The organism is Rhizobium leguminosarum (genome assembly GCF_004123835.1).
Lineage (GTDB): Bacteria > Pseudomonadota > Alphaproteobacteria > Rhizobiales > Rhizobiaceae > Rhizobium > Rhizobium leguminosarum_M.
Genome location: NZ_MZMU01000009.1, coordinates 51,092 through 70,882 on the forward strand (window position 1 = coordinate 51,092; position 19,791 = coordinate 70,882).

The 19,791-nt window shown below is 61.5% G+C and carries 18 protein-coding genes; 8 read left to right on the forward strand and 10 right to left on the reverse strand.

The window, feature by feature from the left end; translation table 11 throughout:
• The first annotated feature begins 199 nt into the window (after positions 1 to 199).
• Positions 200 to 1,852, forward strand: coding sequence for a sensor histidine kinase (locus B5P46_RS12855; protein WP_129418982.1), 1,653 nt, complete (start codon positions 200 to 202; stop codon positions 1,850 to 1,852).
• A 114-nt stretch (positions 1,853 to 1,966) separates the two neighbouring features.
• Positions 1,967 to 2,449: a DUF992 domain-containing protein gene (locus B5P46_RS12860; protein ID WP_129418983.1), complete on the forward strand. Its 483-nt coding sequence runs from the start codon at positions 1,967 to 1,969 to the stop codon at positions 2,447 to 2,449.
• A gap of 92 nt (positions 2,450 to 2,541) precedes the next feature.
• On the opposite strand, the gene B5P46_RS12865 is transcribed toward B5P46_RS12860, so the two are convergent.
• The 6 genes from B5P46_RS12865 to B5P46_RS12895 all read right to left on the reverse strand — a co-directional run bounded on the left by B5P46_RS12865 (position 2,542) and on the right by B5P46_RS12895 (position 9,314).
• Positions 2,542 to 3,936, reverse strand: a complete 1,395-nt coding sequence (locus tag B5P46_RS12865; RefSeq protein WP_129418984.1) for an NAD(P)(+) transhydrogenase (Re/Si-specific) subunit beta — start codon at positions 3,934 to 3,936, stop codon at positions 2,542 to 2,544.
• Between the two features lie 7 nt (positions 3,937 to 3,943).
• Positions 3,944 to 4,342: a proton-translocating transhydrogenase family protein gene (locus B5P46_RS12870; RefSeq protein WP_003542949.1), complete on the reverse strand. Its 399-nt coding sequence runs from the start codon at positions 4,340 to 4,342 to the stop codon at positions 3,944 to 3,946.
• Positions 4,342 to 5,490, reverse strand: a complete 1,149-nt coding sequence (locus B5P46_RS12875; RefSeq protein ID WP_129418985.1) for a Re/Si-specific NAD(P)(+) transhydrogenase subunit alpha — start codon at positions 5,488 to 5,490, stop codon at positions 4,342 to 4,344. Before B5P46_RS12875 ends, B5P46_RS12870 begins: the two co-directional genes overlap by 1 nt.
• A 154-nt stretch (positions 5,491 to 5,644) precedes the next feature.
• Positions 5,645 to 5,869 carry an aa3-type cytochrome c oxidase subunit IV gene (locus B5P46_RS12880; protein ID WP_003542954.1) on the reverse strand — a complete coding sequence of 75 codons (225 nt, stop codon included), beginning with the start codon at positions 5,867 to 5,869 and terminating at the stop codon, positions 5,645 to 5,647.
• 243 nt (positions 5,870 to 6,112) lie between these two features.
• Complete coding sequence (locus B5P46_RS12890) at positions 6,113 to 6,865, reverse strand: N-acyl amino acid synthase FeeM domain-containing protein (protein WP_129418987.1); 753 nt, start codon at positions 6,863 to 6,865, stop codon at positions 6,113 to 6,115.
• Between the two features lie 145 nt (positions 6,866 to 7,010).
• Positions 7,011 to 9,314, reverse strand: coding sequence for a putative bifunctional diguanylate cyclase/phosphodiesterase (locus B5P46_RS12895; protein ID WP_129418988.1), 2,304 nt, complete (start codon positions 9,312 to 9,314; stop codon positions 7,011 to 7,013).
• Between the two features lie 329 nt (positions 9,315 to 9,643).
• Between B5P46_RS12895 and B5P46_RS12900 the strand changes: the two genes are divergently transcribed.
• Together B5P46_RS12900 and B5P46_RS12905 are read left to right on the forward strand one after the other, a co-directional pair.
• Positions 9,644 to 10,183, forward strand: a complete 540-nt coding sequence (locus tag B5P46_RS12900; RefSeq protein ID WP_029871859.1) for a TRAP transporter small permease subunit — start codon at positions 9,644 to 9,646, stop codon at positions 10,181 to 10,183.
• A 21-nt stretch (positions 10,184 to 10,204) separates the two neighbouring features.
• Positions 10,205 to 11,698, forward strand: coding sequence for a TRAP transporter large permease (locus B5P46_RS12905; RefSeq protein ID WP_129418989.1), 1,494 nt, complete (start codon positions 10,205 to 10,207; stop codon positions 11,696 to 11,698).
• Positions 11,699 to 11,775: 77 nt separating this feature from the next.
• Here B5P46_RS12905 and B5P46_RS12910 read toward each other — a convergent pair whose 3' ends face one another.
• Positions 11,776 to 12,882, reverse strand: coding sequence for a TRAP transporter substrate-binding protein (locus B5P46_RS12910; RefSeq protein ID WP_129418990.1), 1,107 nt, complete (start codon positions 12,880 to 12,882; stop codon positions 11,776 to 11,778).
• 292 nt (positions 12,883 to 13,174) lie between these two features.
• On the opposite strand from B5P46_RS12910, the gene B5P46_RS12915 reads away from it, so the two are divergent.
• A complete protein-coding gene (locus B5P46_RS12915) occupies positions 13,175 to 13,954 on the forward strand; it encodes a gamma-glutamyl-gamma-aminobutyrate hydrolase family protein (RefSeq protein ID WP_129418991.1) in 780 nt (259 codons plus the stop codon).
• Between the two features lie 68 nt (positions 13,955 to 14,022).
• Here B5P46_RS12915 and B5P46_RS12920 read toward each other — a convergent pair whose 3' ends face one another.
• The 3 genes from B5P46_RS12920 to B5P46_RS12930 form a co-directional block, all read right to left on the reverse strand.
• Positions 14,023 to 14,979 carry a 2-hydroxyacid dehydrogenase gene (locus B5P46_RS12920; RefSeq protein ID WP_129418992.1) on the reverse strand — a complete coding sequence of 319 codons (957 nt, stop codon included), beginning with the start codon at positions 14,977 to 14,979 and terminating at the stop codon, positions 14,023 to 14,025.
• A gap of 29 nt (positions 14,980 to 15,008) precedes the next feature.
• On the reverse strand, positions 15,009 to 16,031 hold the full coding sequence (locus tag B5P46_RS12925) for a LacI family DNA-binding transcriptional regulator (RefSeq protein WP_129418993.1): 1,023 nt from the start codon (positions 16,029 to 16,031) through the stop codon (positions 15,009 to 15,011).
• Between the two features lie 119 nt (positions 16,032 to 16,150).
• Positions 16,151 to 16,663: a MarR family winged helix-turn-helix transcriptional regulator gene (locus B5P46_RS12930; protein WP_025396056.1), complete on the reverse strand. Its 513-nt coding sequence runs from the start codon at positions 16,661 to 16,663 to the stop codon at positions 16,151 to 16,153.
• 85 nt (positions 16,664 to 16,748) lie between these two features.
• Here B5P46_RS12930 and B5P46_RS12935 point away from each other — a divergent pair, with 85 nt between their 5' ends.
• The 3 genes from B5P46_RS12935 (at position 16,749) to B5P46_RS12945 (ending at position 19,787) form a co-directional block, all read left to right on the forward strand.
• The gene (locus B5P46_RS12935) at positions 16,749 to 17,537 is read left to right on the forward strand and encodes a creatininase family protein (protein ID WP_129418994.1); all 789 of its coding nucleotides are present in this window, start codon (positions 16,749 to 16,751) and stop codon (positions 17,535 to 17,537) included.
• A 148-nt stretch (positions 17,538 to 17,685) separates the two neighbouring features.
• The gene (locus tag B5P46_RS12940; protein ID WP_129418995.1) at positions 17,686 to 18,798 is read left to right on the forward strand and encodes a CobW family GTP-binding protein; all 1,113 of its coding nucleotides are present in this window, start codon (positions 17,686 to 17,688) and stop codon (positions 18,796 to 18,798) included.
• Positions 18,798 to 19,787 carry a WD40 repeat domain-containing protein gene (locus B5P46_RS12945; protein WP_129418996.1) on the forward strand — a complete coding sequence of 330 codons (990 nt, stop codon included), beginning with the start codon at positions 18,798 to 18,800 and terminating at the stop codon, positions 19,785 to 19,787. Before B5P46_RS12940 ends, B5P46_RS12945 begins: the two co-directional genes overlap by 1 nt.
• Positions 19,788 to 19,791 lie beyond the last annotated feature (4 nt).

Genomic DNA, 19,791 nt, shown 5'->3' on the forward strand with positions numbered 1-19,791 from the left:
GCTCTTGCTCCCCCTAACATGGCGCTGCTTCGATAGCCTGCTATCGGGCATTCTAAAAACGAGTTGAGGGCGGTTTGCGAGAGATGCGGATCTTTGCTTTCCTGGCCGCAAACGAAAACCGTTGCGGGCCACGCGCATTACAGCGCCGCGCGTCTTTTCAGACGGGCAAAAGACCCTGTAACACTCTGTGGCGCAACAGATGAAGATTGTCGCGCTGTTCTTTCCCAAAGCCTCGATCGGCACCTATCTCGTCGCCATGGCGGTGGCGATCGCGCTGCCGATCTTCGCTTTTGTGACACTGCTTCTGCTGCAGCTGGAAGACAACCAGCGTTCGACGCTGCGGCGCGAGACGGCCCAGGATGCGCTCGCCCTTTCGCGCATCATCGACCGCCAGCTTCAGGATATGGCAACGACGCTGCGGCTGCTTTCGAGTTCGCCGGAGCTGGAAAACGGCAATCTCGCCTCCTTCCACGAACGCACCGAAACGGCCCTCAGAGACAATACGCTGTTCGTCATCGCCGTCGACCGCACCGGCCAGCAGCTGCTCAACACCCGCCGGGCGTTCGGCACGCCGCTTGGCAAGACCGCGAACATCCCCGCCCTCGAGGCGGTCATGGCGTCCGGTCGCATCGAGGCCTCCGACGTCTTTCGCGGCCGAACCAGCGGCGAATGGGTCTATAACGTCACCCTGCCGCGGAAGAACGATCCGGTCGCAGCCCTCATCATTACCCAGAATGCCACTGATCTGCGCAAGCTCGTGACCACCGAGGGCCTTGCCCCCGGCTGGTCGGCCGCCGTCATCGATCAGAGCGGCCACGTCGTCGCCGCGACCGGCCCCGCCAATCTCGAACCCGGCACGCCCTTCGATCCGCGCATCCTGCCGGCCTTCACTGCTTCCCGCGGCGTCTTCCAGGACGAGGCGATCCTGCCGCACATGCTGCTCGGTTATGCCCGGATTCCCGGCTGGTCGTGGAAGACGGTGATCTGGGGACCGATCGCCCAGGCTTCGATCCTCAGCACCTGGCGTTTCCTCATCATCGGCGGCGTGGCCCTTGTGCTCGTCGCCGTGCTGGGTGCCTATGCCGTCGCACGACAGGTGCGCACCACCATCCGCGATATCGCCGACATGGCGAACCGCATGGGCGAAGGCCATATCGTCTCGCCGGTCGAGACCAGCGTCATCGAAGCCAACCAGGTGGCAATTGCCCTTTCGAATGCCTCTTTCGACCGTAGCGAGACCGAGGACCGGCTGCGTTTCGTTATGCACGAGCTAGTCCACCGCACCAAGAATCTTCTGACGCTTGCCCAGGCAATGATGCGCCAGCTCGCCAAGCAATCCGACAGCGTCGAGACCTTCCGCGCCGCCGTCGCCGACCGCCTCGAAGGGTTGGTGCGTTCGATCGAGCTGCTGACCAGCGAACAATGGGGAGGCGTATCGCTGCGGCGGGTCGTCGACATCCATTTGCACGCCTTCCCGCAATCGCGCGAGCAGATCGACATCAGCGGCGAAGACTTCGTGCTGAAGCCGGATGCAGTGCAGAATCTCGGCCTCGCCTTGCACGAACTCGCCACCAATTCGGTGAAATACGGTGCGCTCTCCGTACCGCAAGGCCGTGTCCGCTTCGAATGGCGCGATGTCAGCGAGGAAGACAAGCCGGATGCCCTGCTCCGCTTCACCTGGGAAGAGCGCGGCGGCCCGCCGGTCACCGAGCCGTCGCGCTCGGGCTTCGGCACGACCGTTATCAAGGCTCATGCCGCCTCCGCCTTCCGCGGCACGGTTGAGATCGATTTCCGGCCCGAAGGCCTGTTATGGGTGCTGACGGCGCAGCGCGCCACGCTGGAGCGGGAATAGAGCGCCGCGCGTCTCTTCAGACGCGCTAAGGACGCTCTATCACTTTGAATCTGCGCCCCGGAACAATCGCTACCTCCACCCGTTTCGGACAGGTCGTTCCAAAGGAGAAAGACCATGTTCAAGCAAACGATGATCGCAGCCGCGGCACTGACAGCCGCTGCCTGGGCGAGCCCGGCGGGCGCGGAAAACTATGTCACGCTTGGCCGTCTGGTTTGTGGATCGGATGGCGGCCAGGGTCTGATCGTCACCTCGCAGAAGAACCTTATCTGCACCTATACGTCGGCGGCCGGCGGCGCCAAGGCGGTCTATGCCGGCAAAATCGAGAAATTCGGCCTCGATATCGGCCAGACCGGCAAAAGCGTCATGATCTGGCAGGTGCTGGCAAAGACCGGCACGGATATCCCGCAATTCGCCCTTGCCGGCGAATATTACGGGATCGGCGCCGATGCGAGCATCGGTGCAGGCGCCGGCGCCAAGGTCATCGCCGGTGGCACCGACAAGGCCTTCATGCTGCAGCCGTTGAACGTCCAGGCTCAGGAAGGTTTGAACCTGGCAATCGGCGTCGAGAAGATGACACTCGTACCGGGCGAGACTTGACGAAGCGCAGACAGCGATTGCCGACCGTTCAGGCAGGGCGATCCAGTCTATGAATCAAACAGCCGCTCGAAGGGCGGCTGTACTGGCGTCGATCAATGCGCGAGCGCCTTGTTGATATCCTCGGTCATCTTCTTCGCGTCACCGAGCAGCATCATCGTGCCGTCCTTGTAGAACAGCGTATTGTCGATGCCGGCATAACCCGAGCCGAGCGAGCGCTTGACGAAGAGGCAAGTCTTTGCCCGGTCGACGTCAAGGATTGGCATGCCATAAATCGGCGAGGTTTTGTCGTCACGCGCCGCCGGATTGGTGACGTCATTGGCGCCGATGACATAGGCGACATCGGCCTGGGCGAATTCCGAATTGATGTCCTCAAGCTCGAAGACTTCGTCATAGGGGACATTCGCTTCGGCGAGCAACACATTCATGTGGCCGGGCATGCGGCCCGCGACCGGGTGGATCGCATATTTCACCTCGACGCCGTTCTTCTTGAGTTTATCGGCGAGTTCGCGCAGCGCATGCTGGGCTTGGGCGACCGCCATGCCGTATCCCGGCACGATGATGACCTTCGATGCGTTCACCATCAGATAAGCCGCATCCTCGGCCGAGCCGAGCTTGACCGTCCTGTCTGACGTGTCAGGTCCGCCGGACGCCGTCTCGCCGCCGAAACCGCCGAGGATGACGGAGACGAAGGAACGGTTCATACCCTTGCACATGATGTAGGAGAGGATCGCGCCGGAAGAGCCGACGAGCGCGCCGGTGATGATCAGCGCCAGATTGCCGAGCGTGAAGCCGATGCCGGCCGCAGCCCAGCCTGAATAGGAGTTCAGCATCGAGACGACAACGGGCATATCGGCCCCGCCGATCGGCACGATCAGCAGAACACCGAGCGCCAGCGACAGCGCGACGACGGCCCAGAAGTCGAAATGGCTTTCGGTGGCGGCAAGGCCGATGATGAAGAGCACGATCAGCACCAGCAGGCTCGCATTGATCACATGCCGGTAGGGCAGCAGGATCGGCTTGCCGGACATGCGTCCGTCGAGTTTCAGGAAGGCGATGATCGAGCCGGTGAAGGTCAGCGCTCCGATCGCCACGCCGAGCGCCATCTCGACGCGCGCCTCGGTGTGGATGTGGCCGATCTCGCCGATGCCGAAGGAAGCAGGCGTGTAGAGTGCGGAAGCCGCGACCAGCACGGCGGCAAGGCCGACCAGCGAATGGAAACCGGCGACGAGCTGCGGCATCGAGGTCATGGGGATCGTGCGGGCGACATAGGCGCCAACGCTGCCGCCGATGGCAAGGCCAAGGACGATCAGCACGAAGCCGCCGAAACTCGGCGTCGCAAGCACCAGCGTCGTCAGGATCGCTATCCCCATGCCGATCATGCCGTAGAGATTGCCCTTGCGGCTGGTGGCCGGATGCGACAGGCCGCGCAGCGCCAGGATGAAAAGCACGCCGGAAACGAGGTAGAGGAAGGCTGCGATATTGGTCATCAGTCCCTCACCGGTCCTTCTTGCGGTACATCGAAAGCATCCGCTGCGTGACCAGGAAACCGCCGAAGATGTTCACCGAGACGAGCACGAGGGCGACGAAGCCGAAGCCAGTCGCAAGCCCGCTGGTCGAGATGCCGACCGCCAGAAGCGCGCCGACGACGATGACGGAGGAGATCGCGTTGGTGACGGCCATCAGCGGCGTATGCAGCGCCGGCGTCACCGACCACACGACGTAATAGCCGACGAAGATCGACAATACGAAGATGGCAAGCTGGAAGACGAAGGGATCGATCGCCCCGCCGGTCGCAGCACTTGCCGCTTCCGGTGCCTGGGCCGCTGCCGTGATGACGGCGGTCACCGCCTGGTCGAGCTGCTCCAGCGCTCTGTCCATTGCTTCACTGGCCATCAGATGTCTCCCTTCTTCGCGCCGCCGAAGGCGGGATGAACCACATCGCCGGCATAGGTCAGCATCGTCGCCTTGACGAGTTCGTCGTCGAGATTGACGACGACGCTCCGGGTTTCCTTGTTGACCATGGTCTCGAGGAAGGTGACGAGGTTCTTGGCGTAGAGCGCCGAAGCGCTGGCCGCAACTCGGCCCGGCACGTTGGCGAAACCGATCACCCTGACGCCTTCGACATCGGCAACCTCGCCGGGAACGACGCCCTCGATATTGCCGCCGCGCTCGACCGCAAGGTCGACGGCGACCGCACCTGATTTCATCGAAGCGAGCATGGCGCGCGAAACGAGGCGCGGCGCCGCACGACCGGGGATCAGCGCGGTGGTGATGACGATATCCTGCTTGGCGATGTGTTCGGCAACCAGATCCGCCTGTTTCGCCTGATAGTCGGCGGACATTTCCTTGGCATAGCCGCCGGCCGTTTCCGCCGCCTTGAACTCCTCGTCCTCGACGGCGATGAACTTGGCGCCGAGCGAGGCGACCTGCTCCTTGGCGGCGGGGCGAACGTCGGTGGCCGAGACCGCCGCGCCGAGACGGCGCGCGGTCGCGATCGCCTGAAGACCGGCGACGCCGGCGCCCATGACGAAGACCTTGGCAGCCGGCACGGTGCCGGCCGCCGTCATCATCATCGGCATGGCGCGGTCATAGACCGCCGCCGCCTCGATGACGGCCTGGTAACCGGCGAGATTGGCCTGGGACGACAGCACGTCCATGGACTGAGCGCGGGTAATGCGCGGCATCAGTTCCATCGCGAAAGCCGAGAGCCCGGCACTTGCCAGTGCCGCGATCGCTTCGTCATTGCCGTAAGGGTCCATGATGGCGATGATCACGGCGCCGCTTTTATAGCCGGAGATTTCCGATCCGCTGGGACGGCGCACCTTCAGCACCACGTCGGCGGAGGCTGCATCCGCAAAACTGCCGATCCTGGCACCGGCTGCCTCGAACTCCCCGTCCGGAATGCGCGAAGCCGCACCGGCACCGGCTTCGACGACGACGTCGAAGCCGAAACTCTTCATCTTCTTCACGGTCTCGGCGGAGGCGGCGACGCGCGTCTCCTCACCCGTGTTTTCCCTTGCAACGAAAACGATATTGCCCAACTGCCCCCTCCTCCGGGTCAGCCAGACCGCCGCAGGCTACCCTGCGCGGGCCAAGCACCTCATGCAAAAAGCTTCGGAGAAGCTCTCCTCCCCTCAGAGCGCCGTGCGTCCTTTCGGACGCCAAAGAGCGCTCTGACCCTCTAAATCTACGCGATCAGCGGAGCAGGAAGATGCCGGCAGCGAGTAGAATGATGAAGACGAAGAGACCGCCGAGAAGGCCGGCGCCGCCGAAGAAACCGGCGGTCATTGCAAGCAGTAGGACGATGAGAAGCATCGAGCCGTATTTCGCGCTGGCGATGAACATGTCGTAGGTCTTTTCATGTTCCTTGTAATCCATTGGCGCGCCGGTCTCGACCGGTCCGGTATGATGTTCGGCCATAAATATCGTCTCCCTGAAATGCCTCTGCGCTGCTTGATTCCCCAGCCTGAGCGAGGGAAATCCCTTCCTGCAGGGATTACACAATGACAGGCGAAAGTGCAATGCATGAGAACGCCGCAGGCGCGCGTGGCAACCGCGATGCCAGAGGCCCGAACAGACCTGAAGAACGGCTGATATCGCCTGCGTCCGTCGCCCCTCATCTGCCCCGGCGAAGATCATCTCTCCGTCGGGAACAAGGGTTGATTACAGCGGCAGGTCGGTGCCGAGTTCGCCTTGCGGTACGAAACGCGCCGTCGGAATGATGGTGAGCGGCGGCAGCGTGTCGTTGGGATTGCGAGAAAACATCATGCGCTGCTCGCTGGCGCTGGAGATGAAGAAGGGATAGCGCGTCAACAGCTTGCGCCCGACCTCGATCACGTTCGTCGCCATCAGCGTCACGTCAACCCCGTAACTCTCCGCCAGCCGGCCGGGCACGATGGTATCGGCATAGAAGACCCGCTTGTAGAAGGCGGCATGCGGGGGCCGGACGGACTGAATAACGCGATCCGCCCGGAAATACGCTGCCGCAACGATGGCGGGTCTCAGCGTCAGATAGGGAACCCATGGCATGTCGGCGATGAACTCCGGATCGACCGCGAAACGCGCCGGGTCGATCAAGGTCAGCCCGGCGTCCAAAAGCTCATCCATCGCCTCGGGAAAGGCCTCTCCGGACCGGCTGATACGATGCTCCGGCGTCACATAGTGAATTCGGATCGTACTGACCAGTTCGCCATAATAGTACAGACCGAAGATATAGGCATGGCTGTCGAAATCGACATCGTCCAATAGCCCTTCCGGGGCAAGCGACAGCGCGTCGTGGGCCTTGTAAGCCTTGTAGCGCAGCCGTTCCACTTCCTCCATGTCTTCGCCGCTTTCGACGCGGCGATACTCTACATTATCCAGAATTTCCAGGATTTTCCTGCTGAAATCGCCACGCGTAAAAAGTGTGTCTGACATTCTCTCGATCCGCTCGTTAACGGATCATTAATCATACGCCAGCGGCACATAGGCAAGAAAATCTAAGAATTTGCGTTGGATTTAAATTATTAAGGTTAACGGGGCGCAAGATTTTCGGCTGGATAACCAGTCACTTGCAGGCGGCTCAGGCGACCTTGTTGCGACGGCGCGGGACGGTGCGGCGGCCGATTCCCTCTTGCAGCAGCCTGATGTTCTGGGAAGGCACCGGTTGCGAGAAAACATAGCCCTGTACCAGATCGGCGCTGCGGTGTTTGTTGAGCAGGGCCAGCTGTTCCTCGGTCTCTACGCCCTCAATCACGATCTTCAGGCCGAGTTCCCGAGCGAGATGGACCGTACCGCGCAAGAGCTTGAGGCGGCGGGTATCCTCGACGATGTTGCGCACGAAGGAGCGATCGATCTTGACGATATCGAGCGGCAGCGTGTCGAGATAGCTGAGGCTGGAGAATCCGGTGCCGAAGTCGTCGATGGCAATGGTGATGCCGCGGGACCTGAGCTCCGCCAGGATGGCGCGCACCGCCGCCGGCTCGTCGATCAGGCAGCTTTCGGTGACTTCGAGATGCAGCCGCGCCGCATCGAGGCCGGAATGGGCAAGCGCTTCGGCGACCACCGAGAGAATATCGGCATCGCGCAGATCCCGCGCCGAGAGGTTGACCGAGACGGCGATATGCTCCGGCCAGGTCATGCATTCGCTGCAGGCCTTGAACAGCACGAAGCGGGTGATGTCGGAGATGATGCCCATATCCTCGGCGAGCCGGATGAAGACGTCGGGCGGGATCGAGCCCCTCTCCGGATGCACCCAGCGCGCCAAGGCCTCGGCACATTCGATCCGCGAGCCGTCGGCCCGGAACATCGGCTGGAAGACGAGATGCAGCGCCTGCGCCGAGACCGCGTCGCGCAGATCCGCCTTCAGCTTCTGCTGCTCGATATAGCGGCCGTCCATCTCCCGCTCGAAGCCGGAAATGCCGCCCTTGAAGCGCGACTTGCTTTCGAACAGGGCAAGATCCGCCTTGACGCTCCATTCGTCCATCGCGAACGCGTCGCTTTCGAGAATCGCATAACCGGCGCTGAGCGAAACGAGAAAAGTCACTTCGTCGACCTCGTAGTGGCCTTGGATCGCAGCGTGAACGCGGCGGATTTCGCGGTCGAGCGAGGCCTGCTCCTTCGCACGCGGGAAGAACAGGATGAACTGATCGCCCATCAGCCGGCCGAGGATGGCATTGCCGGAAGCCTGCTTGATGCGGGCGGCGATAGCGCAGAGCAGATGGTCGCCGGTCACATGGCCGCGCATGTCGTTGACATGTTTGAACTCGTCGATATCGAGCACCATGAAGCCGAGCGGCCCGTTCTTCTTCGGATACTTGGCAAAATACTCCTGCACCAGCTGGCCAAAATATTGCCGGTTGGGCAGGCCGGTCAGCGCATCGAAGCGCACCATGTGCAGGATCTTCTGCTCCGCCTTCACCCGGCTCGACACGTCCTCGAAGATCAGCACGGCGCCGCCGTCGGCCCTGCGGCTGGCGGAGAATTCGAGCGACAGGCTCTCGGGAAAATGAATGAGCGTGCGCGACAGGTTACCTTCTGCCACCTGGGTGAGCTGGCGCAGAATGAGCTCCGGCTGCGAGGCATCCATGAAGCTGTACCGCGCGCCGTAGCGCAGCACCGCGCCGAGATCGCGATCCTTCAGCCGCTCCGGGGCACCGATCTTCAGAAGCTCGCAGGCCTTGCGATTGACCACCTGGATGCGGTTTTCGGCATCGACCATGACGAGGCCGTGCGGCATGTTGTTGAGCGCCGTATCGAAACGGTCGGCGATGATGGTGATTTCCCGGCGCGCAATGACATTCTCATAGAGAAACTCGCGCACGCCGTTCGCCATGGCCCGCGTCGTCAGCCAGAAAGGAATGAGGAAGATCGACAGCACGCCGCGATAGAAGTCCATCGCCAGCAGGCTGCAGACGATCATCGGCAGGCAGCAGAAGAACGTCTGGAGGTCGACTGCGAAGCGGGAGCCGTAGTTGCGTCCGACGACGGAAACCATGGTCGCCATGGTGACGGAAATGCAGGCAAGCTCCGCAAAGGAATCGCGCACGACGAAGATGGCGTAGCCGCTGGCGAGGCCGAGGAGCGCGGTGGTGCAGGCTCCACTGGCAACGAGAATCCGCTCCCAACGCTCGATTCCGGCGCGCGACAGGCTCTGCTTGTCGACACGATCGAACTGCCGGAAGATGGCCATGCGAACGCAGAAGACCAGGAGGAAGGCGGCCGACAGCAGGATATAGACGAAGGACTGCGTCTTGGCAGCCACTGCAAGGCACGTCGCAACATGCACGATCACGCCAACAAGAAGCGTCATGCGGTTCCCGGAAAGGGAACTCACAAACGACAGATACACATCTATAGGGACCCTGTTCGGGCTATCTGGCTTCATCCACACTTTCCCTGTGCGCGGGAATTCTAAGCCCAACCCTTTAAAAATTGATTTCAATGGAATCAAACATTTGGTCAAATTTTCTAAAACCATAGGATGAACCGCACAGCCTACGCGAGTTAATGCAGCCTACCGGCGAGATTACTGAAATAATTTATCCACGCCTGGGTTGTTGAAATATTCGACAGCCATGTGGTCCGACCTGCGCACCTAAGACTATACTCCAACGCAAGGCATTTATCCTTCCAATTTCAAAGACCGTGGTCTACATCGATTGCAACAGGGAAAAGCTGCCGAAAAACCGGCGGGACAAGAATAAGGGGAGGCGAATGTCGGTACTTCTGGCCGCAAGCCGGCTGATCGATTCGATCAGTCAGTTCATGGGCAAACTTTCCGAATATATGGTGCTGTTCTGCTGTCTGATCAGCGCCGGTAACGCGATCGTCCGTTATGCCTTCAACTACAGTTCGAACGGCTGGCTGGAGATCCAGTGGTATCTCTTCGCCTTCGTCGTCATGCTCGGCGCTTCGCATGCGCTGCGCAACAATGAGCACGTCCGCGTCGATCTGATCTATGGTTCGGTTTCCGACAGGGCGAAGATCTGGATCGACATTGTCGGCCTCATCGTCTTTCTCCTTCCCGCATGCGTCTATCTCACCTGGCTGTGCTGGCCCTTCTTCGCGCTCTCCTACCATCAGGGGGAAATATCGGGCAATGCCGGTGGGCTGATCCGCTGGCCCGTCAAGCTGATCCTCGTCGCCGGCTTCGCGTTGCTCTCCCTTCAGGGCCTCTCGGAACTGGTCAAGCGGATCGCAGCGCTCACCGGCTATATTAGCATCGATACGAAATACGAAAAGCCGCTGCAGTAAAGCGGGCTGGGAGACACGGATTTGTTTGATTTCGGCATCATCCCGCCGGCCATGTTCCTGGGCATGGTCATCTTCATGCTCTACGGCTTTCCGGTCGCCTTTTCGCTCGCCGCCGTCGGCTTGTTTTTCGCCATCATCGGCATCGTCACCGGCCATTTCGGCGAGGTCTTCCTGCAGGCTCTACCGCTGCGCTTTTTCGGCATCCTTTCCAACGACCTCCTGCTCGCCATCCCCTTCTTCACCTTCATGGGCGCGGTGCTGGAGCGCTGCGGGCTGGCCGAGGACCTGCTCGAAGGCACCGGCAAGCTCTTCGGTGGCATACCAGGCGGCCTCGCCTATGCCGTCATCCTCGTCGGCGCCGTGCTCGGCGCGATCACCGGCACGGTGGCCGCCTCCGTGATCACCATGGGGGTGATCTCGCTGCCGATCATGCTGCGCTACGGCTACAATCCGCGCCTTGCCACCGGCGTCATCGCCGCCTCGGGCACGATCACCCAAGTGATCCCGCCCTCGCTCGTGCTTGTCGTCCTCGCCGATCAGCTCGGCAGGTCGGTCGGCGACATGTATCTCGGCGCGATCGGCCCCTCGATCCTGCAGGTGACGATCTTCGTGCTCTTCATCCTGGTGATGTCGATTATCCGGCCGAAATCGATGCCGCCGCTGCCGAAAGAGGTGCGCGGCGATTTCAACTGGGCTCTGCTGGTCAAGGTGCTGATGGGCATGGTCCCCTCGATCGTGCTGATCTTCCTGGTACTCGGCACGATCTTCATGGGTCTTGCGACACCGACGGAAGCAGGCGCGCTCGGCGTCGTCGGCGCCATTGTGCTTGCCGCCATGAATCGCCGCCTCACCTGGCCGCTGATCCGCGAAGCCATGTCATCGACCACGCACATCACATCCATGGTGGTGATGATCCTGATCGGCTCCACCTGTTTCAGCCTGGTCTTCCAGGGCATGGACGGCTCGCGCTGGATCGAGCACATGCTGTCGGGCATTCCCGGCGGGCCGGTCGGTTTCCTGATCTTCGTCAACATCTTCATCTTCGTGCTCGCCTTCTTCCTCGATTTCTTCGAGATCGCCTTCATCGTCATCCCGATGCTGGCCCCCGTCGCCTCCAGTCTCGGCATCGACCTGATCTGGTTCGGCGTCCTGATCTGCGTCAACATGCAGACGAGCTTCATGCATCCGCCTTTCGGCTTCGCACTCTTCTACCTGCGCTCGATCGCCAGCAAGGACGTCAAGACCTCGGATATCTACATGGGCGCTCTCCCCTGGGTCGGTATGCAGCTGATCCTGGTGGCGATCGTGATCTTCTGGCCGCAATCGGTCACCTATTGGCTGGATCACGGCCCGAAGGTCGACCCCAACTCGATCAAGATCGAAATCCCGGGCTTCGGCGGCCAGCTCGGCCTGCCGCCAATGGGCGGCGGCGACAATGGCTCACCGCAGATCCCTGGCCTGACCCTGCCGCCGTTGAACGGCCTGCCGGGAGCACCGCCGCCGCCGGCCAAATAGTCCAGCAAAAAGCAAAACCCCGGATCGAGATCCGAGGTTTTGTTATTGCGTTCGTCTAAGCGCCGACGGCGGAGAGCTTAAAGCTTTCCGGCCCGCTGCTGGATCATCATGAACGTATCGAAGGTGTATTCCGACAGCTGCATCCAGAGATAGGCGTCCCGCTTAAAGGCGGTTTGATCGTCGTAGATCTTCTTGAAATACTGGTTCGTGCCCGAGATTTCGCTGTAGATGCCCGTGGCTGCCTGGAAGCAGGCTTCCATGATCTCCTGGCTGAACGGCCGCAACGTCGCGCCCTCCGCGACGAGCTGCTTCAGCGCGGTCGGGTTCTTCGTATCGTATTTCGCCAGCATGTTGGTGTTGGCGAAGGCACAGGCGTCGGTCAGCGCTGCCTGGTAGTGCTTCGGCAGAGTGCTCCACTTTTCGAGATTGAAGAAGGCATGCACCGTCGGGCCGCCTTCCCACCAACCAGGATAATAATAGTATTTCGCCACCTTGTGGAAGCCGAGCTTCAGGTCGTCATAAGGGCCGACGAATTCGGCCGCATCGATCGTGCCTTTTTCCAACGCCGGATAGATGTCGCCGCCGGCGATCTGCTGCGGGATGACGCCGACCTTTTCCATGACGCGGCCGGCAAGGCCGGCAATGCGCATCTTGACGCCCTTTAGATCATCCAGCGTATTGATCTCCTTGCGGAACCAGCCACCCATCTGGGCGCCCGTATTGCCGGCCGGCAAGGCATACATGCCCTGCGTGGCGTAGAACTCGTTCATCAGCTTGTTGCCATTGCCCTCGTAGAACCAGGCATTGGTCAGGCGGCTGTTCAGTCCGAACGGAGTAGCCGTTCCGAAGGCATAGGCTGGATCCTTGCCCACAAAATAGTAGGAGGTGGTGTGCGCTGCCTCGACCGTGCCGGCGGCCACCGCATCGACGGCCTGCAGGCCGGGTACGATTTCACCGGCTGCAAAAGGCTGAATCGTGAAATTGCCGTCGGTGGCGGCGGCAACATGCTTGGCGATGTCCTCGGCGCCGCCATAGATCGTATCCAAGCTCTTCGGAAACGACGATGTCATGCGCCACGCGATCTTCGGATTCTCCTGCGCGATCGCAGGCGCTGCCAATGCCGTTGCGGCAACCGCACCGGCGCCGGCGGTTCCCGCCTTCTTGAAAAACGAACGACGATCCATCAAAAACCTCCCGTATAGATGGTACTGCGCGGCGATCTTCACCCCTACCCGCAGCAAGGGCAAACCTAAGCATGGCGGGGGCCGCGATTCAAGCTTTAGTCTATTAGCCTTTGGCATCAAGACGGCAATAAGGCAGCCCGTATGCGCCTATCAAAATCAGCGGCTTAGCCGCAAATCGGAGAACTTCGGCACCGCTTCCGCCGCAATTTGGCCACCTCACGCAGCCAAGCGTTGACTTGACGACCATTCTGGCGGCAGAAACGGTAAGCACAAAGAATTCACCGGGGCTGATATGACGAAACCGATCGTTGCCATTCCTGCCGATATCCGCAGCTTCGACGGCGCAACCTGGCATGCCGTGCAGCATCAATATCTGCGTGCCGCATTGAATGCCGCCGGCGTCATGGCCTTCATCATCCCCGCCTTCGAGGAAGGCTACGATACCGATGCGATCCTCGACCGCGTCGACGGCCTGCTGGTGTCCGGCTCGGCCAGCAATGTTCACCCCTCGCTCTACGGCACCGAGGTGAATGACAAGGACGGGCCCTTCGACCCCGCCCGCGACGCCACCAGCCTGCCGCTCATCCGCCACGCCATCGACCGCGCCATCCCGCTGCTTGCTATTTGCCGCGGCATCCAGGAGCTGAATGTCGCCCTCGGCGGCTCGCTGGCAAGCGAAATCCAGGAGCAACCCGGCATCTGGGACCACCGCCGGCCGGACGGCGTCGATCGGGACGGCATGTACGCCATTCGCCAGACCGTCCACGTCAAGGAAGGCTCCTGCATCGCAGGCATTCTCGGTCCGGGCGAGATCCGCGTGAATTCCCTGCATCGCCAGGCAATTGCCAGGTCCGCCCCACGCCTGCAGGTGGAAGCGATCGCCGAGGACGGCACGGTGGAGGCCGTTTCCGTCATTGACGCCAAGGCCTTTGCCATCGGCGTGCAATGGCATCCGGAATATTGGGCTGAAACCGACAAGTCTTCGAACCAGCTGTTCGCCGCTTTCGGCGACGCCGTCCGCAGGTATGCCGCCGCCAAGCTGCCGGTGATCCCCGCGCAGGCGATCGCCTGACTCCAGGCGCCGGCGAAGCGCTATGTCTGTGCTTGGCAGCAAGCATTGTCCGCCGAGCCAACCCGCGCCTAAGCCTTCTGCGGCGTCTCCGGCACCGGCGTCAAAGCCGCACCCTTCTCGAACCAGGCGATGAGATTGTCGGCGACGAGATCGGCCATTGCATTGCGTGTCGGCACGGACGCGGAGGCGACATGCGGCAGCAGCACGGCATTGGTCGGTTCAAGCAGGTCGGCCGGCACGGTCGGCTCTTCATAGAAGACGTCGAGACCGGCAGCCCCGAGCGCGCCGGAAGCAAGTGCGGCACTCAACGCCTCCTCGTCCACCGTCCAGCCGCGGCCGACATTGACGAGAATGCCGTCAGGGCCGAGCGCTGCCAGAATATCGGCATCGATCGTCTTGTGTGTCTGCGGCGTCTTCGGAACGATGGCGATCAGCGTATCCACAGCATTCGCCAGCCCTTTCAGCGTCGGGTGATAATCGTAGGACACATCGGCATGGCGCGAACGCGTGTGATAACTGATCTTCACCTTGAACGGCTCCAGCCGCTTGGCGATTTCGAGGCCGATGCGGCCAAGGCCGTAAAGCCCGACATGCCGGCCCTTGAGCGAGAAACGCGACAGCGGATAGGCCGTGCCCGGCTTCCAGTTGCCGGCACGCAGCCAGGCTTCGGCCCGCGGCAACTCGCGGACCGTGTTCAGCAGCAGGCCGATCGCCGTATCGGCGACCTCATCGTTCAGCACCTCCGGCGTATTGGTGACGACAATGCCTTTTTCGGCGGCATGTTTCACGTCGACGCCGTCATAACCGACACCGAAATTGGCGATCACTTCGGCATGCGACAGCTGGTCCATCCAGGCGCCCGGGAAGGAACCGGAAACAGCGACGCCGCGGATGCGGCCGGCAATCTCACCGTCGAGCGCAAGCTTCTCCTCGCGCGGGACGGCGATAATCTCAAAACGATCCTTCAACCTTTCGAGAACACGCTCGTGTATCTTCCCAGGAACGAGAATGGCGATGCGGGACATGGCTTTTCCTCTTGGATGGCGGTCGTGGTTCAGGCGCGGGGCCGATGGGGACTGGTGGACTGGCGAATGCGCATTTCCGGCTTGATCAGATGCATGCCGTCGGGCTCATGGCTGCCGGCAAGGCGATCGAGCAGCGCCCGGGCGGCCAAGCGCCCGACCTCGGCCTGACCGTTCCAGACGGTCGTCAGCGCAGGCGTAGCGATCGAGGCCTCCTCAAGATCGTCGTAGCCGGTGACGGAAATATCGCGTCCCGGCACCAGGCCGGCGCGCGCAATGCCGTTCATCAGGCCGATCGCCACGAGATCGTTCCAGCAGACGGCTGCGGTCGGCTTCTGCGGTAGCGAAAGGAAATGCACTGCAGCCTCGAAACCGCCCTGTTTCGAGCGCGGACCGGGAATGCGCAGGTTCGGATCGACCTCGATGCCGGCCTTACGCAGCGAATTGACATAGCCCTGGTAGCGATCGCGGCCGGTGGATGTCTGGTCGGTGCCGCCGATCATGGCGATCGAGCGATGACCGAGACCGATCAGGTGGTTGGTGGCAAGCGAGATGCCGTAGCTGTCGTCGCCGCGATAGGTCGGCAGGTCCTGCCCATCCATCGAGCGCGCGACCAGGATCGCCGGCATGCCGTTGTCTTCCGCCAGTTGCACATCTTCCGGCGGCGTACCGATCGCCGGCGACATGATGACGCCGTCGCCGCCGAGCTGCAGCAGCGTCTCGATGAAAGTGCGCTGCTTTTCGACATTGTCGTAATGATTGGAAAGGATGAAGGTGTGGCGGCTGCGGTCGAGCTCGCTTTCGATCGCCTTCAGGATCTCGCCATAGAAGGGGTTCATGATGTCGTGCACGACGACGCCGATGATGCCGGAGCGCGAGGTGCGAAGGCTGGCGGCACGGCGATTGTAGATATAGCCGAGCGCGCGCGCCTGTTCCTTGATCTTCTCCCGGGTATTGCCGGCGACGAGCGGACTGTCGCGTAAGGCAAGCGATACGGTCGCCGTTGAAATGCCGAGCGTTTCGGCGATTGTCGAAAGCTTGATCTTCTGGACCACGTGTCCTCCTCCAGGCAGCACGCAAGACAGTCAAGACCCCACCAAGAAACCGGCGCGGCCCTTAAAATGTTTAATTAAAAGATTTAATCGGTGGAAGCAATTCGTCTTTCAGGGAAAATTCAGTCTTCGTCCGGTTCTTCGATATGAATGGCTTCGGCTTGCAGATTGGCATCGATCGCCTTCAGCAGGCGGACGAGATTGCGGATTTCCTTTTCGGAGAACTCCTGCGTCGCCAGCCTGTCGCAGGCCGAGGCCGCCATCTCGATCCCTTGCACGCTGCCGCGGCCGAGTTCGGTGAGATAGACCTTGGTGAGGCGCGCATCCTCGGCATCGGGCTTGCGCTCGAGGAAGCCCTGCGCCTCCATGCGGCCGATCGTGCGCGTCATCGTCGGCGCCTTGACCCCAAGCTTCTGGGCAAGACCACCGGCCGTCATGCCGTCGCTCTCGGCAAGCGAGAGAATGACGCCGTCCTGGCCGGCATAGAGGCCGCTTTCGAGCAGGTTGCGCGAAAGCACCGTCCGCATGGAACGCGCCGCCTGGGTCAGCGCCGGAGAGAGATCGACGAGCGTATACTCGGTCTGGTCCTTCTTCTTGGACTTGTTCTTTTTGCCGTCCTTGTGCTTCTTTCCCATAGCCATCCCTTTGATCTTTAAGCCCCGACGCCGCTGCGATATGACATTGCCCAGGATCTCGTCATAAACAAGAGGCAACGACCGGATGATGACGCCTTCGCCGCGCTTCGAGGACAGCAACCCGGCCTTTGCACCTGAAGGGCGCCATCTGATCGCCGTGTTACCGCTCGGCGCCCATGAACAGCACGGCCCTCACCTGCCCTTCGAAACCGACACCCTGATTGCCGAAGGCATCGCCGGGCGATTGAAGATAGCCTTGCCCGCCGGCCTGCCGGTCACATTCCTGCCCGCCGAATCTGTCGGCTATTCCATAGAGCATATGGATGTTGAAGGAACGAAGACGCTTGCCTTCGACGAAGCGGTAAACCGCTGGCTCGGCATCGCCGAGGGGCTGGCAAAGCAGGGCATCCGCAAATTCGTGATGCTGAACGCCCATGGCGGCAATTCGCCCGTCGTGACCATTGTCGCGACCGAGGCGCGGGTCCGCTTTGCCATGCTGGCGGTGGCGACGAGCTGGACCCGTTTCGGCGTGCCGGATGGCGTGGTCACTCCGGAGGAAAAGGCGATCGGCATCCATGGCGGCGACATCGAGACCTCGGTGATGCTGGCGCTTCATCCCGATAAGGTGGATATGGCGAAGGCGGCGGAATTTTCCTCGCGACAGGCGGAATTCGCCGAACGCTTCAAGCATCTGCGCGCCTACGGGCCGCACGCCTTCGGCTGGAAGATGTCGGATCTCAACACGGAAGGCGTGGCGGGCAATGCCGCGGCCGCCACAGTAGAGAAAGGTGAGGCGCTGATTGCCCATGCCGTAAAGGGGCTGGTGGAATTGCTGAGCGATGTCGATGCATTCGATGTCGCGCAACTGCGGTGAATATGGGTCATCTGCGCCGCGCAAACGATGTGATCTTATAACATTATAAAACCCTTTGAACTGCCACGCTCAAGCCATTATATGAGACCAACCGTTCAAGCAGCCGATCCCAAGCCGCTCGGCCGCACGCCTAATCCTAGAGGTTCTCATGACCGACGCGATCTCCACCCAGAAGCCTATTCCCGTTACCGTGCTCACCGGTTATCTCGGTGCCGGCAAAACGACGTTGCTCAACCGCATCCTCTCCGAAAATCACGGCAAGAAATATGCGGTCATCGTCAATGAATTCGGCGAAATCGGCATCGATAACGACCTGATTGTCGAGTCGGACGAAGAAATCTACGAGATGAACAATGGCTGCGTCTGTTGCACGGTACGCGGCGACCTGATTCGCGTCGTCGAAGGCCTGATGCGCCGCCCCGGCCGCTTTGACGGCATCATCGTCGAGACGACGGGCCTTGCCGATCCGGTGCCGGTCGCCCAGACCTTCTTCATGGATGACGATGTGCGCGCCAAGACCGAGCTCGACGCCGTCGTCGCCCTCGTCGATGCCAAGCACCTGCCGCTGCGCCTGAAGGACAGCCGCGAGGCCGAAGACCAGATCGCCTTCGCCGACGTCGTCATCATCAACAAGAGCGACCTAGTGACCCCGGAAGAACTTGATGTGATCGAGGATATCGTCCGCGCCATCAACCCGGCCGCTCGCGTCTACAAGACCAGCCGCTCCGGCGTCGACCTCGCCCGCGTGCTTGATCAGGGCGCCTTCAACCTGGAGCGCGCGCTGGAAAACGATCCGCATTTCCTGGAGCACGGCCATGACGATCATGTCTGCGGCCCCGATTGCGATCACGACCACCACCATCATGACCATGATCATCACGGACATCAGCATGGTGACCACGGCCACGACCATCATCACCATGGCGCGCATCAGCATGGCGCGATGTCGGCGATCCACGATGTGACGGTGCAGTCGGTGTCGCTGCGCGGCGGCGAGATGAACCCGGAGCGCTTCTTCCCCTGGATCCAGAAGATCACTCAGACGCAGGGGCCGAATATTCTGCGTCTCAAGGGCATCATCGCCTTCAAGGACGATCCCGAGCGTTACGTCGTTCAGGGTGTGCACATGATCATCGAGGGTGATCACCAGCGGCCGTGGAAGGAAGGCGAAAAGCACGAGAGCCGTCTCGTCTTCATCGGCCGCGAACTCGACCGCGAGAAGCTCGAAGCCTCCTTCAAGGCCTGCGAGGCAGCCGCCTGATGCCGACAGTTGCACCGCTTGATCTCGACGGCCACGTTCTGGCCGTCGAATTTTTAGGTGATGTTCCCTTCTTCGCAAGCGCAAACGGTACATTCCACCGGCTGGACGGCGGCGACAGGGTTTCTGAAGCCCACCAGGGCATGCTCACCGCGATCCGCGATCCCTACAGCGAAAGCCTGATTTCGGGCGGCGAAGACGGCAAGGTGCTGCGCATTGCCGCCGACGGCAGCGTCAGCGAGATCGCGACCGCGCCGCGCAAGTGGATTTCGCAGGTGGCAGCCGGCCCGCAGGGCGCCGTTGCCTATTCCTACGGCAAGAGTTCGCTCGTGCGCCTTGCCGACGGCACGACCAAGGAATTCCCCGAGGAGCGCACGGTCGAAGGCCTTGCCTTTGCACCGAAGGGCCTGCGCATCGCGGCCGCGCGCTATAACGGCGTGTCGCTGCACTGGATCGGCATGAATGCCAAGCCGATCGATCTGGAATGGAAGGGTGCGCATACCGGCGTCACCTTCTCGCCTGATGGTAATTTCCTCGTCACCTCGATGCAGGAAAACGCATTGCATGGCTGGAAGCTCGACATCAAGCCCGGCACCGAAGCCCGCCACATGCGCATGACCGGCTACCCCTCCAAGGTGAAATCGCTCTCCTGGTCGGTCAAGGGCAAGTGGCTCGCATCTTCAGGCGCGCCCGCGGCAATCGTCTGGCCCTTCCAGGGCAAGGATGGGCCGATGGGCAAGGCGCCGCTGGAGCTCGGCACCCGCGCCAGTATCATGGCGACAGCGGTGAAATTCCATCCGCTCGAGGACATCCTCGCCATCGGCTTCATCGACGGCATGATCCTGGCCGTGCGCATCGCCGACAGCAAGGAAGCGCTGCTGCGCCGACCCGGCAAGGGTGCGATCACGGCGATGAGCTGGAGCAAAAACGGCAAGCTGCTCGCCTTCGCCTCCGAAGCCGGCGATTGCGGCGTCATCGATATTTCGGCTTGAGACC

Excerpts from the sequence above, each read along its gene's own strand:
- B5P46_RS12855 (WP_129418982.1), top strand. The coding sequence starts at position 200 with ATGAAGATTGTCGCGCTGTTCTTTCCCAAAGCCTCGATCGGCACCTAT.
- B5P46_RS12860 (WP_129418983.1), top strand. The coding sequence starts at position 1,967 with ATGTTCAAGCAAACGATGATCGCAGCCGCGGCACTGACAGCCGCTGCC.
- B5P46_RS12865 (WP_129418984.1), bottom strand. The coding sequence starts at position 3,936 with ATGACCAATATCGCAGCCTTCCTCTACCTCGTTTCCGGCGTGCTTTTC.
- B5P46_RS12870 (WP_003542949.1), bottom strand. The coding sequence starts at position 4,342 with ATGGCCAGTGAAGCAATGGACAGAGCGCTGGAGCAGCTCGACCAGGCG.
- B5P46_RS12880 (WP_003542954.1), bottom strand. The coding sequence starts at position 5,869 with ATGGCCGAACATCATACCGGACCGGTCGAGACCGGCGCGCCAATGGAT.
- B5P46_RS12890 (WP_129418987.1), bottom strand. The coding sequence starts at position 6,865 with ATGTCAGACACACTTTTTACGCGTGGCGATTTCAGCAGGAAAATCCTG.
- B5P46_RS12895 (WP_129418988.1), bottom strand. The coding sequence starts at position 9,314 with ATGAAGCCAGATAGCCCGAACAGGGTCCCTATAGATGTGTATCTGTCG.
- B5P46_RS12900 (WP_029871859.1), top strand. The coding sequence starts at position 9,644 with ATGTCGGTACTTCTGGCCGCAAGCCGGCTGATCGATTCGATCAGTCAG.
- B5P46_RS12910 (WP_129418990.1), bottom strand. The coding sequence starts at position 12,882 with ATGGATCGTCGTTCGTTTTTCAAGAAGGCGGGAACCGCCGGCGCCGGT.
- B5P46_RS12915 (WP_129418991.1), top strand. The coding sequence starts at position 13,175 with ATGACGAAACCGATCGTTGCCATTCCTGCCGATATCCGCAGCTTCGAC.
- B5P46_RS12920 (WP_129418992.1), bottom strand. The coding sequence starts at position 14,979 with ATGTCCCGCATCGCCATTCTCGTTCCTGGGAAGATACACGAGCGTGTT.
- B5P46_RS12930 (WP_025396056.1), bottom strand. The coding sequence starts at position 16,663 with ATGGGAAAGAAGCACAAGGACGGCAAAAAGAACAAGTCCAAGAAGAAG.
- B5P46_RS12935 (WP_129418994.1), top strand. The coding sequence starts at position 16,749 with ATGATGACGCCTTCGCCGCGCTTCGAGGACAGCAACCCGGCCTTTGCA.
- B5P46_RS12940 (WP_129418995.1), top strand. The coding sequence starts at position 17,686 with ATGACCGACGCGATCTCCACCCAGAAGCCTATTCCCGTTACCGTGCTC.
- B5P46_RS12945 (WP_129418996.1), top strand. The coding sequence starts at position 18,798 with ATGCCGACAGTTGCACCGCTTGATCTCGACGGCCACGTTCTGGCCGTC.